Raw genomic sequence first — 13,515 nt, 5'->3', positions numbered from 1 at the left:
CGTTAGGCCACCGCATCGAAATAGGTGGCGAATTCGGCGCGTATCTCGTTTTCCTCGGCCGCGTCGCGTTTCCTTATATAGGTCAGAGCCCGCTTTGCACGCTCCAGAGACTTGCCTTCAAGCCCCGTGGTGCGCGATGCGATGCCCACCATCTCCTCGAAAACGCCGTTGCAGTGAAGGACCAGATCGCAGCCCGCCGCAAGGATCGAGGCCGCCTTTGTCGGGAAATCCCCAGAAAGTGCCTTCATCGAGGTGTCGTCGCTCATCAGGAGCCCGTCAAAGCCGATGTCGCGGCGGATGATCTCGTCGATGACCTTGCCCGATGTCGTCGCCGGGTTCTTCGGGTCGATGGCGCTATAAACGACATGCGCCGTCATTGCCATCGGCAGGTCGTTGAGCTCCCGGAACGGCGCAAAATCATGCCGCTGCAGATCGCTGAGCGAAGCATCGACCGTCGGCAGCTCGAAATGCGTGTCGGCAAAGGCCCGGCCATGCCCCGGAATATGCTTCATCACCGGCAGGACCCCGCCTGACATCAGGCCTTCGGCGGCGGCACGACCGAGTTCGATGACCGCGCGCGGCTCCTTGCCATAGGCGCGCGCGCCGATCACGTCGCTGGCGCCTTCGATCGGCACGTCGAGCACCGGCAGGCAATCCGCCGTGATGCCGTAGCGCAGCAGGTCGAAGGCGTGCAGGCGCGCCATCAGCCACGCGGCACGGGCGCCGGCGTCGTGATCGTCGCGCCACAGCGCGCCAAGCGCCCCGCCGGCCGGATAGTTGGGAGCCAGCGGTGGCCGCAGGCGTTGCACCCTGCCGCCCTCCTGATCGATGAACACCAACGCGTCGGGGCGTCCGATGCAATCACGCATCTCGGCGACCAGATCGCGGATCTGCTCGGTCTCGCCAATGTTGCGGGCAAACAGGATGAAGGCCCACGGGCATTCATTGCGATAGAAATTGATTTCTTCGCGGGTGAGCGACTTCCCGGCACAGCCGAGGATCATGGATTTTGATTCGGTCATGTCAGGAGTTTAGGGCTTCGCGCGATCAAAGGGAATCGCTTGCGATCACATGCGGCCCAACGCCGGAACTGCTTCCACATGAAAGCGCTGGGCACATGAAAACGCTGGGCGCATGAAAAAGCCGGCGCGGTCAAAGACCCACGCCGGCTTGATTGATTGATCGGCGCCTAGCGGGAGACGAAGCAGTTGCCGCCAGCCGCCTTGTAGCTGGTGCACAGGTTGATGGCATCGTTGCGCGACTGGGCCGCGACGCGGACACGGTAGAACGTGCCCTTGCCGGCGATCTCGGCCTTGACGATGTTGGCGGTGCGGCCGGCAAGCACGCTGCCGTAGCGGCGCTGCAGATCCTGGTAGGTCGACTGGGCGCTTTCCACCGTCGGTTGCGAAGCAACCTGCATCGACCACGAACCGCCACCGGTCGCCGTCGTTGCCGGATCGATGGAAGCGACCTGATCGGGCTTAACCTCGCCGACGACGTCGACCGGCTGGTCGGACGGGCGCTGCGGTGCGATCGCAACCTTGGCCGGGGTGTTGGCCGACTGCGCCTTGGCCGGTTTGGCCGCCGGCTTGAGGGCCGGCTCGTCGCCCGACTGGGCGGCGGCAGGCGCCACGGTGCCGGTCTGATCGGTATCGGCAGAGGGTGCGACATGCTGCGGCGCCGGATCGGTCGGCTCAGCGGCCGCGACCTGCGGCGCGGCCGGCGCCGGGTCCTCGCGCGGCACCAGCGAGCCATCCGACTTGACAACCATGGTCCTCACCTTGCGCGGCGCGACGGCGACGACATCGGTGTTGGTGCCCTTGTCGGCATCCTGCAGCACCTGCGCGATGCGATCCTCGGACTTGGGCGCCGGCGCCGCATTGGCGGTTGGGGCCGCATTGGCGGTGGGCGAGGCGTTGCCGTCATCGGCTCCGCCAACGGCGGCACTCTGGTCAGGAGAAAGATCTATGGCGCGAGCCGGATCCTTTGCCTGCACGTCCACTGGCACCTCGGTGTTGGTGACAAGCTTCTGCTGCACCGGTTCGGCGGGCTTCGCGCCCTTGACCACCGCGTCGTAAACCTTGTTGTCCTGGTTCGGCACCACGGTGCCGCCCGGATTTTCCGGCTTGACCTTGATCGGTGAATTGTCGGCCTTGACGATCACCGGAGCTTCGCTGCCGCCCTTGCCGCCGAAGGACAGCGCAAAGGCGCCAAGACCGCCCGCGACCGCAACGGCGCCGACGATCGCGGCGATGAACAGGCCGCGGCGGCCCGACGAGCTGGCCGCTTCGCGCTCGCCGAGACCCGGAACGGACATCGCCTCGTCCAGTTCAGGATCATAGTCGAGTTCATCGACGGTGAAATCGTCCGCCTGCGAGACCGGCTGGCTGCCGGGCAAATTGTCGAGGTCGAAGCCGTCCGCGGCATCGGCATAGCCAGTGTTCGCGGCCGCACGAGCAGGCGTTTCGGTCGGCCGCGCCGCATAGGTGCGCGCTTCAGGCTGGTAGGCAGGCTTGGGCTCTTCGTATGCCGGCGCCTGGTATCCCGCGTTAGACTTCTCATATCCCGGATTGAGACTCCCATATCCCGGATTGAGCCCCTCATATCCCGAACTGTATCCTGCATTGTAGGATTCGTCGGCGTAGGCAGCGCTGCTTGCGGGAGCAGCTGGAGCAGGCGCGACTTCCACCGAATTCATTTCCGTCAGAAGGCTGGCGAACTCGGCGTCGAGATCGTCATAGCCAGGCGCGGCCGGCTCGTCTTCCTCGAAATGCAGTTCCGGAATGTCGAGATCGTCCGCCAGCGCCACGACGCGCTCCGGCACATCGACCGTTTCGACATCAGGCATCTCCTCATAGCGCGACGGCTGTCGCGGCTGCAGCGCTGATACAGGGGCCGCATGGGGAGCAGCCGCAACCGGCTCGGGTGCACGATAGGTCGGCACCACAGCCACTGCCGGGGCCACTTCCGGCGCGGCGGCCCTGGCCGCCATCGAAGCGGCCGGCTGCGTGGCAAATGCCGGCTGCTGGGGAACCGGTGTCACGCGGCTCCACGAACGGGTTGGCTCCGTCGGCGCCGAGCGTTCGGCCAACCAATCGAGGGAATCGGCCCGATCCTGCTGGGAAGCCGTCTCATGGCGCGCATCGAGACTCCTGGCAAGGGCCGCATCGAACGCATCATCGTCGAGATCGATATGATCCGCGGCATCCGAACCAAGATCCTGGTCCTGAAGTTCGTCGAGCTGCAGATTGTAGAGATCGGCATCGGCGGCGTGGGCGGCACTCGAACGATGCGGATCCTCGGGCGCATGGTCGTCGAGATCCCAGTCGAGATCGCCAACGAGATCGGCATTTTCCTCCGCGCTCTTCGCCGGTGCGGCGGCATGGACCTGGGCGGGAGCAATATCCGGTTGGGCTACAACAGGCCGAGCAACGACAGGCTCGTTGACCGCCGGCGGCGTGCGCGCCGTCATGGCGCCCAGAAGCGCGTTCAATTCGTCTTCGAGGCTCCGTTCGTCCGCCGCGTGGGCCCGCACGGGCTCGGCCATGACCGCTGCCGGAGCCATCGGCTGGACCGCAGCCGCAACCTCGGCGACCGGCTCTTCGGCAGGCTCGGCGAACGCATCGCCCAAATTTAGGTCGAAAGCGTCATCATCCGAAGCGGCATCGGGGCTTGAGAACTCCCCTTCCGTGTCCACGGCATCGGCGAGCACGTCGTGCGCTTCCGCTGCATCAAAGGCCACCGGCTCGTCTGCCTGAACGTCAAAATCCATATCGACATCAGCCATGGCGTCGTCGAAATGACCCGCGAAATCCTCGTCGGAAGTCGCCTGGACCTCATTCGCAACGGCCAGTGCCGGCTCAGGATAGTCGACGGCGGATGCGGCCACATGGCGCTGATCCGCCGGATGGTCGTCAAGCATCAACTCGTCTTCGAGCGAAAGCGCGACCGCATCGTCGAATTGATGATCGGGCTCGACAGCCGCCGGCGCTTCGGCCACCGCGTGCCGAGCCTCGACGGTATCGCCCTCGATGTGGAAATCCTGATCGAGCGACGCGGCAAGCTCGTCCTCCATCGGCAGATCGTCTTCGAAGGGCGAAACGTCTTCGAGCGAACTGGCAACGGCATTGTCGAAATCGGCGTCGAAGGCAGGTTCGACGGATGGCGCGGCTTCGGCAGCGTGAGGGTTGGCATGGCTGGCGACCAGCCCCTGATCATCGGCACCCGTGAAGTCCAGATGGAAATCGTCGTCGAGGGACAGCGCAAGATCATCGTCGGCCGCGTGCGTGGCCGCCGTTTCGAATGCCGGCTCATGAACATCGACGGATGGAGCGGCCGCACCGTCGCCGGCGTCGAACTCGCCCATCAACTCCTTTTCGAGGTCGATATTGAAATCGTCCTCCTGCACGGGCTGGCTGGCGACAGGAGCCTGGGCCGGCTCCGGTTGCTTGACCGGCTGGCGCGGGTCGAATCCCATGATCCTGGTCAGCTCCGCGAACGGATCATCGTCAGCGATGTCGTTGTTGTCGGCTACTCTCAGCTGGGTTCTGTCTGCCATTATTGTTCCCGAACTCGCACTCATTCGGACGCCATGGACGTCGCGCAGGGTTGGCCCTTACCAGCGCAATGTGGGCAAAAGGTGACAGGTTTTTTAGTCAAACCTAACGCATTTCGGTGGGCGCTGCCGCTCCGATCAACGTCAGGCCGGACGTCAGAACGTCCGAAACAGCCTGCACCAGCCCTAGTCTGGCATGCGTCAATTGTCGGTCGTTAACCTTAACAAAACGTAAGTCCGGATTATCCGTGCCCCGGTTCCAGTGTCCGTGGAAACTGGAAGCCAGATCATAGAGGTAAAATGCCAGCCTATGCGGCTCCAGCGCAAGAGCGGCGGATTCGATCAGGCGTGGATATTCGGCGAGTTTGCGGATCAGGCCGATCTCGCCCTCGTCGGTCAGCGATGCGACGGCGGCCGCCAGGCTGTTGCGGTCGAAATTCGCCTCGCCCAATTGCTCGCTTGCCTGCCGGAACACCGAATGGCAGCGCGCCGAAGCGTACTGCACGTAAAACACCGGATTGTCCTTGGACTGCTCGGTCACCTTGGCGAAGTCGAAATCGAGCGGCGCATCGCTTTTGCGGTAAAGCATCATGAAGCGGATGGCGTCGCGGCCAACCTCTTCCACCACTTCCCGAAGCGTGACAAAATCACCTGACCGCTTCGACATGCGGACCGGCTCGCCGTCACGAAACAGCTTGACCAGATTGCACAACAGGACGGTGAGCTTGACCTCGTCGCCCGCGATGGCCCGTGCCAGCGCCTCCAGCCGCTTGACGTAACCGCCATGGTCGGCGCCAAGCACATAGATCAGGTCGACGAAGCCGCGATCGACCTTGTCCTTCAGATACGCCACGTCGGCGGCGAAATAGGTGAACGCGCCATCGGACTTGACCAAAGCCCGGTCCATGTCGTCGCCGACCGCGGTCGAGCGGAACAGCGTCTGCTCGCGGTCTTCCCAGTCGTCCGGCTTCTCTCCCTTGGGCGGCGGAAGCTTGCCCTTGTAGATATGGCCCTTCAGCGTCAGGTCGTTGATCGCCGAGCGGATCTTCCTGGCATTGTCGGCATGCAGCGTGCGTTCGGAGAAGAACACGTCGTGATGCACGTTGAGCAGCGCCAGATCCTCGCGGATCATCGCCATCATCGCGTCAATGGTCCGGTCCTTGACGACGGCCAGTGCTTCGTCATCCGGCATCTGCAGCAGCGAACGGCCGAACTCCTTGACCAGCGCATGACCGACCGGGACCAGGTAGTCGCCGGGATAAAGCCCGGGCGGAATCTCGCCGATATCCTCGCCAAGCGCTTCGCGGTAGCGAAGGAAGGCCGAGCGTCCGAGCACATCGATCTGCGAGCCGGCATCGTTGATGACATATTCCTTGGTCACGTCGTAACCGGCAAACGCCATCAGATTGGCGAGCGCGTCGCCCACCACGGCGCCCCGGCAATGGCCGACATGCATCGGCCCCGTCGGGTTGGCCGAGACATATTCGACATTGGTTTTCCGGCCGGCGCCGACCGTCGAGCGGCCATAATTGCGTCCCTCGCCCAGAAGGGCCGCCAGATGGGCCTGCCAGAAGCCGTCCTTGAGGCGGAGATTGACGAAGCCAGGGCCGGCAACTTCGGCGGCGGCGACATCCTTGTCGTCGCGCAGCGCCAGCGCCAGCCTTTCGGCCAGCGCACGCGGGTTCTGGCCGGTGGGCTTGGCCAGCACCATTGCCGCATTGGTCGCGAGGTCGCCATGGCTGGCGTCGCGCGGCGGTTCGACTGCGATGCGCGACAGGTCGGGCGAAACGCCATCCTTGTCTTTCAGATCGAGCGCTTCGACAGCCTTTGTGACTCGCGCGGTGAAATCGGCGAAGATGTTCATGGGTATTGCTCTGGCGGCTTTATGGCGAATCCGGCTCGTTGGCCGGCAAAATCGCGCCCGCCCTAGCTCAAATCCGGGGTGCGGTCAAACAAACGCCGATGTTCCTTGAGTGCGTAGGTATCGGTCATCCCTGCCAGGAAATCGGCCACGCTGCGCGCCTTGATGCGATCCTCGGCCCGGTCCAGCCCCTCGCGCCAGCCGTCGGGCATGGCGCGCGGGTCGGCGAAATAGACATCGAACAGGTCCCTGACGATCTGCTCGGCGCCGGCGCGCACCCGCATCACCTCCTTGTGCCGATAGAGGTGCTTGTAGAGAAAAGCCTTGAGTTCCTTCTCGGCCGCGGCCATCTCGGTGGAAAAGGTCACCATCGTCTCGCCGGCCGCCCTCACCGCATCGGCGCTGCGTGGGGCGATACGCTCCAGATTGGCGGTCGCGGAAACGATGACATCCTCGACCATCGCGGTGATCTGCCGCCGCATCAGTTCGTGGCCGGTGCGCACGCCATCAAGCGCCGGATAGCGTTGGCGCACGCCCCGCAGGATCGCTCCCGGCAGCGAGACGTCCTCCAGCATGTCGAGCGTCAGCAGCCCTGCCCGCAAGCCGTCGTCAATGTCATGTGTGTTGTAGGCGATATCGTCGGCGATGGCGGCGCATTGCGCCTCGATGCCGGCGAAGTGGTCGAGTTCGAGATCCTGCAGCTCCGAGTAGTCGCGGATCGCCTGCGGCACCGGCCCTTTCAGGCCCTTGCCGCGGCTGTCCGTCAGCGGGCCATTGTGCTTGACCAGGCCCTCCAATGTCTCCCAGCTCAGGTTCAGCCCGTCGAATTCGGCGTAGCGCGCTTCCAGCCGGGTCACGATGCGCAGCGATTGCGCGTTGTGATCAAAACCGCCCCAGGCAGCCATCTTGTCGTTCAGCGCGTCCTCGCCGGTGTGGCCGAAGGGCGTGTGGCCGAAATCATGCACCAGCGCCACGGCTTCGGCCAGATCCTCGTCGCCGCGCAACGCCCGCGCCAGGGCGCGCGCGATCTGGGCCACCTCGATCGAATGGGTCAGCCTTGTGCGATAATGGTCGCCTTCATGGGCGATGAAGACCTGGGTCTTGTGCTTGAGCCGCCGGAACGCCGTCGAATGGATGATGCGGTCGCGATCGCGCTGGAATGGCGTGCGGGTCGGGCTTTCGACCTCGTCGAACAGCCGGCCGCGCGAGCGCGCCGGATCCGTCGCATAGGCCGCGCGCGGCCGGTAGCCGAATCCGATGTCGCCCAACTCGTTGGTCATGGTCGATGCCGCAGGTTGACTGGTCTAGTTGACTTGGCCGCTTGCGCTTCATACCTATCATGTGAAACCGAAAGCAAGGTGACGCCCATGGGCGCGGATGCCAAGACTGCCATGAAAGTCGATATGACCGAGGCTGCCGCCAAGCGGATCGCCAGGATTGTCTCCAACGAAGCCGGCAAAACGGCTTTGCGCGTCTCCGTCGAAGGCGGCGGTTGCTCCGGCTTTTCATACAAGTTCGATCTGGTCGATACGCGCAACGACGATGACGTCGCCATCGAGAAGGATGGCGCCACGGTTCTGATCGACGATTTGTCTCTGGTCTATATGGGCGGGTCGGTAATCGACTTCGTCGACGATTTGATGGGCCAGTCGTTCCAGATCCGCAATCCGAACGCGGTCGCCTCCTGCGGCTGCGGCACCAGTTTCTCCATCTAGCGGCATGCCTGCCGTCGGCGCGGTCCGTCAGGTCGCGCTGTCGGCCGGACGCGATCTTGATTCGACGCTCGCCTTCTGGCGCGATGTGCTCGGCATGAATGTGCACGCGCGCTTCGACCCACCGGGTATCGCCTTCATCATGGCAGGCGGCGTGCGGCTGCTGTTCACCGACGGCATACCGGCCGGCACCGTCTATCTCGACATAACGGGCCTCGAAGCCTTCCACGCCGGGGCGAAAGCCGCGGGAGTCCCCTTCACCGCGCCGCCGACGCTGGTGCATCGCGACACGGAGGGCCAGTTCGGTCCGGCGGGGGAAAGCGAGTGGATGGCCTTCCTAAAGGACCCGGCAGGCAATACGATCGGCCTGGTCCAACGCCACCCGCCGCAGGAAGAATAGACCGTCATGAAAATCGTCACCTGGAACATCAACGGCGTCCGCGCCCGCATCGGCAACCTCACCCACTGGCTGACCGAAAGCGCGCCCGACATCGTCTGCCTGCAGGAGATCAAGACGGTCGATGAGCAGTTCCCGCGCGCCGAGATCGAGGCGTTGGGCTACAATGTGGAAACCCATGGCCAGAAGGGTTTTAATGGCGTCGCCATCCTGTCGAAGCTGCGCTTTGATGAAGTGAACCGCGGCCTGCCGGGCGACGACACCGACGAACAGGCGCGCTTCATCGAAGGCGTATTCTCGACCGACAAGGGCGCGCTGCGCGTCGCCTCCCTCTATCTGCCGAATGGCAATCCGATCGATGACGACAAGAAGTTTCCTTACAAGCTGTCCTGGATGGCCCGGCTGGAACGCTGGGCCGAGGAACGGCTGAGGCTCGAAGAGGCACTGGTGCTGGCCGGCGACTACAACGTCATTCCCGAGCCGATCGATGCGCGCTTTCCGGAGAACTGGCTGGGCGACGCGCTGTTCCAACCGCAGACGCGGCAGGCCTTCCGGCGACTTCTCAATCTCGGCTTCACCGAAGCGGTGCGCGCGGTGACCGATGCGCCCGACACCTACACCTTCTGGGACTATCAGGCCGGCGCCTGGCAGAAGAACAACGGCATCCGCATCGACCATCTGCTGCTGTCGCCGGAAGCCGCCAACCGATTCTCGTCGGCCTCGATCGAAAAGCATGTGCGCGCCTGGGAAAAGCCATCCGATCACGTGCCGGTGGCGATCGATCTCGCGCTGCAGCCAGCCTGACCGGCCCCTTCCGCCGTCGAATCGCCGGGCTTTGTTTCGCCACGACGACGTTGTGTCGCCACAAATCAGGCTCATGATCGAAAATCATCATGGCGGCCGGGGTTCCCATGACTATTCGATCTGTTGCTTGTCCGATCGGCCTGGCATTCGCCACGGTCGTCATGCCGCCGGCCTTCGCCGCTCCGGAATGTCTCGCCAATGGAAAATCCTATCCGGTCGGTCAGGTCGCCTGCCTGACTGTTGGCGACCAGAGCCATCTGGCGCGCTGCGACATGGTGCTCAACAACACGTCATGGACCAAGGTCGGCGACAGCTGCCCTGAAAACAAGATGGCGCCGCATCTGCATGTCACGCCGATCTCGACACCCGCGCCAAGCATGGTGCCGACCGAACCGACCGAGAACTGATTTTCTCATCAGGCTATCGACCTCGCCGCCGACTATTTTCATCGTTATGTCTTATGTTAAAGACGCAGACCTCGGATCGGTACAAGGTGCGCCAGTCAGCGGCCAGTTAAATGGGCTCCGCTGCTTGGGAGCGACCATCGCACTCTCGCCCTTGCCGGAGCGTAGAGATGTTTGGACAAGACAGCAGCCAAATTCTGTATCCCGAGGATATCGACCGTCTTTGCGCCGTGTTTGAGGCTGTGTGTGACCGTTACCGGATTTTGCCGGATCCCGAAGCCGCTCTCGACCTAGCCGCGGATTTGGTGCGCTTGTTCCAGTCCGGCATGACAGGCGAAACGGCGCTCAGAATTGCGGCGGAGGCGCGCCTCACGGAACCCTATCGTCTCGCGGGCTGATCTGGCGTCGGCTGCTGGTGACTTCCATGATCACCGCCCGCCGTTCGGCCTCGACCTGGGCGACGTTGACCAACGTGTCTATGTCCAACATCTCATGAAGATGACCGGATTGCACAACCATGTTTCGAACGGTTTTCAACGTTTCGCTGGTGGCCCGAAGCGTCGCGGCGAGCGTAGGCATGTCAGTCATTTGTCACTCCGGAGAAATCACGCGTCGAGACAACCACTCAACCATAGATAGCTATCCACAAAAAGTTCGACCGCAGGCTTATTCATTATCGGCCATCGCTAATTTCACAATTCAGCCGCAGCCGCTTGCGCAACCGTGCGGCATTTTATTTGCCAAAATTGGCTCTGATATTTATCAGCCCGCGACGAAGCCAAGTCCGCATCGTGTTTATCGGCACGTCATGACGCTCGGCCAATTGCGCGTAAGAGAGGCCCTCGATGTAAGCGCCTCGCACGGCTTCCGCCTTTTCCCTTCCCAGTGCATCGATGCATCGATGCACGCGCTTCGTATCGTCGGCTGCGATTAGCAAAGCTTCGGCCAAAGGGGTCGGATCGGCGACATCGTCCGCGGCAGCGAGGTCGGCGGTAGCTGGCCGGCGCGACCGGACCCGATCTATCGCATGGTTGCGAGCGATTGCCGCAAGCCATGAAATGGGACTGAGTTCCGAAATCACGAAGCGGTCTGCTTTGGACCAGATCTTGACGTAAACCTCCTGCAACGCCTCCTCCGCTTCGCACCGATGACCAAGTATGCCCAAGCAAATTCCGAATAGTTTCCCGCTCGTATGCCGATAGAGAAGATCGAACGCGGCCCGGTCTTGCATGCTTGTCCGCAGGATCAGCCTTGATATGTCATCACGATTCATCACGGGAATCGCTCGATCTCGACCGGAGGTGAAACAACCTTGGATCCGCGCGCGCCGCAAAAATCGCTTGGAAATGCCGAGTTGGGAATGTTCCTTACAGAAGATCTCCAGTGACCGTCGATTTTAGAGAGAGAGACTCCATCGAAGTCCGAGATACTTTCCCAATACCGCCCATTTTGGACAAAATAGCCAAGCTCACTTTCGAGCCTGATGGCGTTCTCCATCGACGTATCGTCGATCGCCGATCTGAACTTCGCCCTGATGGCTTTGATGCGGGCGGAGGTAAGCCGCTCGATTAAAGGCAGCGTCACGCGCGGTAGGGCAAGACGCGTTACCGGAAGCTCAGACAGGTTGAGGCACAGCGTTCCGTGACGCAGGGCTTGGGCGAACAGCCTTGCCGACTTCGCCTTCAGATCCCTCAGAGTTACGTCGTTCCTCAGCGGATCTGCCGTGCCAACCCCGTAGAAGTGCGTAGGCGCGTTCGCGGGATACACCATATCGCAGCCTAAAAAGGCTATGATGTCGGGCTTCAGCGCCTTCAGCGCCCAGTAGCCCGCGGTAAATGCCATTGTCCCGCCGGCGTAGACGAATCCACCGAACAGGTTCTGCGCGGGCACGAACTCGGCGGATGTTATGATCGATGCAAACCGCGGGCTCGGGCTATCCGGCAACCGTCCCTCGGGAAAATCGTCTGGGTGGATCAGATAGTCCCAATCGGGCCGCACGGCCCAGGCGTTGTTTATCGCGACGATGTCGGTGAAGGCCGAGCGATCCCAGTCCCTGGCCCTGACCGCGTCGGGCGCGCTGCCGATTATCAGCGAGATCTTAGGCATCTCACGCGGGCTCCTGACTGCTGGTCGCTTGCGAAGCGATTGATTTGTTCTGGTTACGGCTCAAGAACCGAATTGGATCACTGCCGATCAAACGAACAAAAATCATTTTGCCTGGGAATGTGATCCGAACCCGCGCGCAGTTCGTAAAAAGACCAACGACCCAAAGAGCTGCCTGGTCAGCCGGAGCAAGTTTGAGCGTATACTGCAAGGCGATGGTTGAATTCGATCCAGCCTGGTTAATCACTCGCGTTGCGGCAACCCAGGATCGGGATGCTTTCGTGAGCCTATTCGAGCACTACGCGCCACGCGTGAAATCCATGATGATCCGACGCGGCGCAAGCCCCGACCGTGCGGAAGACCTCGCGCAGGAAACCCTGCTCAGGCTCTGGCGAAATGCCAGCCAGTTCGACCCCGGACGCGCTACGGCATCGAGCTGGGTCTATGCCATCGCGCGCAATGTAGGCATCGATCTCGGCCGTCGTGACCTTCGAGCCGCCAAATGGTTGGAAGACGAAGCCGTTCAGGAAGAGGCAGATCCGGACGAGCCAGAAGGGCAGCTTCTCGCGGCCGAGCGCGAAGACCTGGTCAGGACCTCGATCGCAACGCTGCCCAGCGACCAATTGCGCGTTGTCCGATTGTCGTTTTTCGACGGCCTGGCGCATGCCGAGATCGCCAAACTGCTTGGGATACCGCTCGGCACCGTAAAGTCGCGGATGAGGCTGGCTCTGCATCGATTGAGAGGGAAGCTTGGTGAGCTGAGATGACGAACGACATTACCCACCATCCGAGCGACGAGACTCTGGCCGCCTTCGCCTCCGGCACGCTTGATGAAGCGCGTAGCCTGGTCGTCTCGATCCATCGATCCTTGTGCGCCGCCTGTGGCCACGCGGTCGATCAATATGAAGCGATCGGTGGAGCGCTCCTTGAGCAGGCATTGCCAGTGTCGATGAGGCCCGGCGCGCTCCAGGCGGCGCTGGGATCGATCGGTACGAGCGCCCAGGGCGCGGAGATCGCATCCGAGCAGCTGCTCGACCGTCATAAGCTCGGTCCATGGCGCCGGGTGTGGCCCGGTCTGCAGCAACGCGCCGTCTCCGTCGCCGGCGATTCCGATATCAAGGTCTTCATGCTGAAGGCGGCACCCGGAATCACGCTTCCGCACCACAAGCATACCGGTGACGAATGGACGTGTGTTCTGGAGGGCGCTTTTGAACACCAATTCGGCCGTTACGGTCCTGGCGACTTCGACGAGGCGGACGAAACCGTCGACCACAAGCCACGCATTTGCAGTGACGTGCCCTGCGTCTGCATAGTCGCGCTTCAAGGAAGCATCAGGCTTCAAAGCTTTTTGGGCCAGTTGATACAGCCAATCCTCAGGTTCTGATCGCTGCTGGGAGTGCGGCAATCGTTACCGTTCGCGGGCCTGATGCATGTCGCCCAGAAGTGTGCAGCGGTTCTGGGACGACGACATGAACCAAAACAAAGACTTTAAGGCGCGTCGCCTGAATCGGCTTCAGGGCGACGCGCTTTAAAAGCCGCGACCCGGCCTTTGTCGCATCGAACGCAATCGCCATCTTACCGACGAAAGAATCGAAGCAAGGATCAGGAGAATAGGGTGTGGGCGTGCCGCAACGGTGCTCGACAGCTTACCGGGAAGAAGAGTAGGACCCAGGTGTCCG

13 protein-coding genes are annotated in these 13,515 nt (G+C 62.4%); 7 read left to right on the top strand and 6 right to left on the bottom strand.

Features of this window, described 5'->3' with window-relative positions; translation table 11 throughout:
• Positions 1 to 2: 2 nt before the first annotated feature.
• The 4 genes from nagZ to EB230_RS18645 form a co-directional block, all read right to left on the bottom strand.
• Complete coding sequence (gene nagZ / locus EB230_RS18660; protein WP_056572371.1) at positions 3 to 1,022, bottom strand: beta-N-acetylhexosaminidase; 1,020 nt, start codon at positions 1,020 to 1,022, stop codon at positions 3 to 5.
• 167 nt (positions 1,023 to 1,189) lie between these two features.
• Positions 1,190 to 4,558: an SPOR domain-containing protein gene (locus tag EB230_RS18655; RefSeq protein ID WP_172373528.1), complete on the bottom strand. Its 3,369-nt coding sequence runs from the start codon at positions 4,556 to 4,558 to the stop codon at positions 1,190 to 1,192.
• 103 nt (positions 4,559 to 4,661) lie between these two features.
• Entirely contained in the window at positions 4,662 to 6,419 is a 1,758-nt protein-coding gene (gene argS / locus EB230_RS18650) for an arginine--tRNA ligase (RefSeq protein WP_172373526.1), read from the bottom strand.
• A 62-nt stretch (positions 6,420 to 6,481) separates the two neighbouring features.
• Positions 6,482 to 7,696, bottom strand: a complete 1,215-nt coding sequence (locus EB230_RS18645) for a deoxyguanosinetriphosphate triphosphohydrolase (RefSeq protein WP_056572376.1) — start codon at positions 7,694 to 7,696, stop codon at positions 6,482 to 6,484.
• An 87-nt stretch (positions 7,697 to 7,783) separates the two neighbouring features.
• On the opposite strand from EB230_RS18645, the gene erpA reads away from it, so the two are divergent.
• From erpA to EB230_RS18620, 5 genes are all read left to right on the top strand, one after another.
• Positions 7,784 to 8,131, top strand: a complete 348-nt coding sequence (gene erpA / locus EB230_RS18640) for an iron-sulfur cluster insertion protein ErpA (RefSeq protein WP_013531288.1) — start codon at positions 7,784 to 7,786, stop codon at positions 8,129 to 8,131.
• Positions 8,132 to 8,135: 4 nt separating this feature from the next.
• The gene (locus tag EB230_RS18635) at positions 8,136 to 8,528 is read left to right on the top strand and encodes a VOC family protein (protein ID WP_172373524.1); all 393 of its coding nucleotides are present in this window, start codon (positions 8,136 to 8,138) and stop codon (positions 8,526 to 8,528) included.
• A 6-nt stretch (positions 8,529 to 8,534) separates the two neighbouring features.
• Complete coding sequence (xth, locus tag EB230_RS18630) at positions 8,535 to 9,329, top strand: exodeoxyribonuclease III (RefSeq protein ID WP_056572380.1); 795 nt, start codon at positions 8,535 to 8,537, stop codon at positions 9,327 to 9,329.
• Positions 9,330 to 9,418: 89 nt separating this feature from the next.
• On the top strand, positions 9,419 to 9,736 hold the full coding sequence (locus EB230_RS18625) for a hypothetical protein (protein WP_172373522.1): 318 nt from the start codon (positions 9,419 to 9,421) through the stop codon (positions 9,734 to 9,736).
• A 167-nt stretch (positions 9,737 to 9,903) separates the two neighbouring features.
• Entirely contained in the window at positions 9,904 to 10,131 is a 228-nt protein-coding gene (locus EB230_RS18620) for a hypothetical protein (RefSeq protein WP_172373520.1), read from the top strand.
• Between the two features lie 335 nt (positions 10,132 to 10,466).
• Here the strand turns inward: EB230_RS18620 and EB230_RS18615 are convergent, their stop codons facing one another.
• Both EB230_RS18615 and EB230_RS18610 read right to left on the bottom strand, forming a co-directional pair.
• Complete coding sequence (locus tag EB230_RS18615; protein WP_056572389.1) at positions 10,467 to 11,006, bottom strand: sigma-70 family RNA polymerase sigma factor; 540 nt, start codon at positions 11,004 to 11,006, stop codon at positions 10,467 to 10,469.
• Complete coding sequence (locus EB230_RS18610; RefSeq protein ID WP_056572391.1) at positions 11,006 to 11,839, bottom strand: hypothetical protein; 834 nt, start codon at positions 11,837 to 11,839, stop codon at positions 11,006 to 11,008. The genes EB230_RS18615 and EB230_RS18610 overlap by 1 nt, the downstream gene beginning before the upstream one ends.
• Positions 11,840 to 12,051: 212 nt before the next feature.
• Here EB230_RS18610 and EB230_RS18605 point away from each other — a divergent pair, with 212 nt between their 5' ends.
• Positions 12,052 to 12,603, top strand: coding sequence for a sigma-70 family RNA polymerase sigma factor (locus EB230_RS18605; RefSeq protein WP_056572393.1), 552 nt, complete (start codon positions 12,052 to 12,054; stop codon positions 12,601 to 12,603).
• Positions 12,600 to 13,220, top strand: a complete 621-nt coding sequence (locus EB230_RS18600) for a ChrR family anti-sigma-E factor (protein ID WP_056572395.1) — start codon at positions 12,600 to 12,602, stop codon at positions 13,218 to 13,220. Before EB230_RS18605 ends, EB230_RS18600 begins: the two co-directional genes overlap by 4 nt.
• Positions 13,221 to 13,515: the final 295 nt, after the last annotated feature.

This window comes from Mesorhizobium sp. NZP2234 (assembly GCF_013170765.1).
In the GTDB taxonomy this organism is placed as follows: domain Bacteria; phylum Pseudomonadota; class Alphaproteobacteria; order Rhizobiales; family Rhizobiaceae; genus Mesorhizobium; species Mesorhizobium loti_D.
Note: the sequence above shows the minus strand (reverse complement) of the source record. Positions and strands in the feature narration are given on the sequence as shown.

Coding starts and splice junctions, on each gene's coding strand:
- EB230_RS18615 (WP_056572389.1), bottom strand. CDS start 11,006: ATGAATCGTGATGACATATCAAGGCTGATCCTGCGGACAAGCATGCAA.
- nagZ (WP_056572371.1), bottom strand. CDS start 1,022: ATGACCGAATCAAAATCCATGATCCTCGGCTGTGCCGGGAAGTCGCTC.
- EB230_RS18620 (WP_172373520.1), top strand. CDS start 9,904: ATGTTTGGACAAGACAGCAGCCAAATTCTGTATCCCGAGGATATCGAC.
- EB230_RS18625 (WP_172373522.1), top strand. CDS start 9,419: ATGGCGGCCGGGGTTCCCATGACTATTCGATCTGTTGCTTGTCCGATC.
- EB230_RS18635 (WP_172373524.1), top strand. CDS start 8,136: ATGCCTGCCGTCGGCGCGGTCCGTCAGGTCGCGCTGTCGGCCGGACGC.
- xth (WP_056572380.1), top strand. CDS start 8,535: ATGAAAATCGTCACCTGGAACATCAACGGCGTCCGCGCCCGCATCGGC.
- EB230_RS18655 (WP_172373528.1), bottom strand. CDS start 4,558: ATGGCAGACAGAACCCAGCTGAGAGTAGCCGACAACAACGACATCGCT.
- EB230_RS18610 (WP_056572391.1), bottom strand. CDS start 11,839: ATGCCTAAGATCTCGCTGATAATCGGCAGCGCGCCCGACGCGGTCAGG.
- argS (WP_172373526.1), bottom strand. CDS start 6,419: ATGAACATCTTCGCCGATTTCACCGCGCGAGTCACAAAGGCTGTCGAA.
- EB230_RS18600 (WP_056572395.1), top strand. CDS start 12,600: ATGACGAACGACATTACCCACCATCCGAGCGACGAGACTCTGGCCGCC.
- EB230_RS18605 (WP_056572393.1), top strand. CDS start 12,052: ATGGTTGAATTCGATCCAGCCTGGTTAATCACTCGCGTTGCGGCAACC.
- erpA (WP_013531288.1), top strand. CDS start 7,784: ATGGGCGCGGATGCCAAGACTGCCATGAAAGTCGATATGACCGAGGCT.
- EB230_RS18645 (WP_056572376.1), bottom strand. CDS start 7,696: ATGACCAACGAGTTGGGCGACATCGGATTCGGCTACCGGCCGCGCGCG.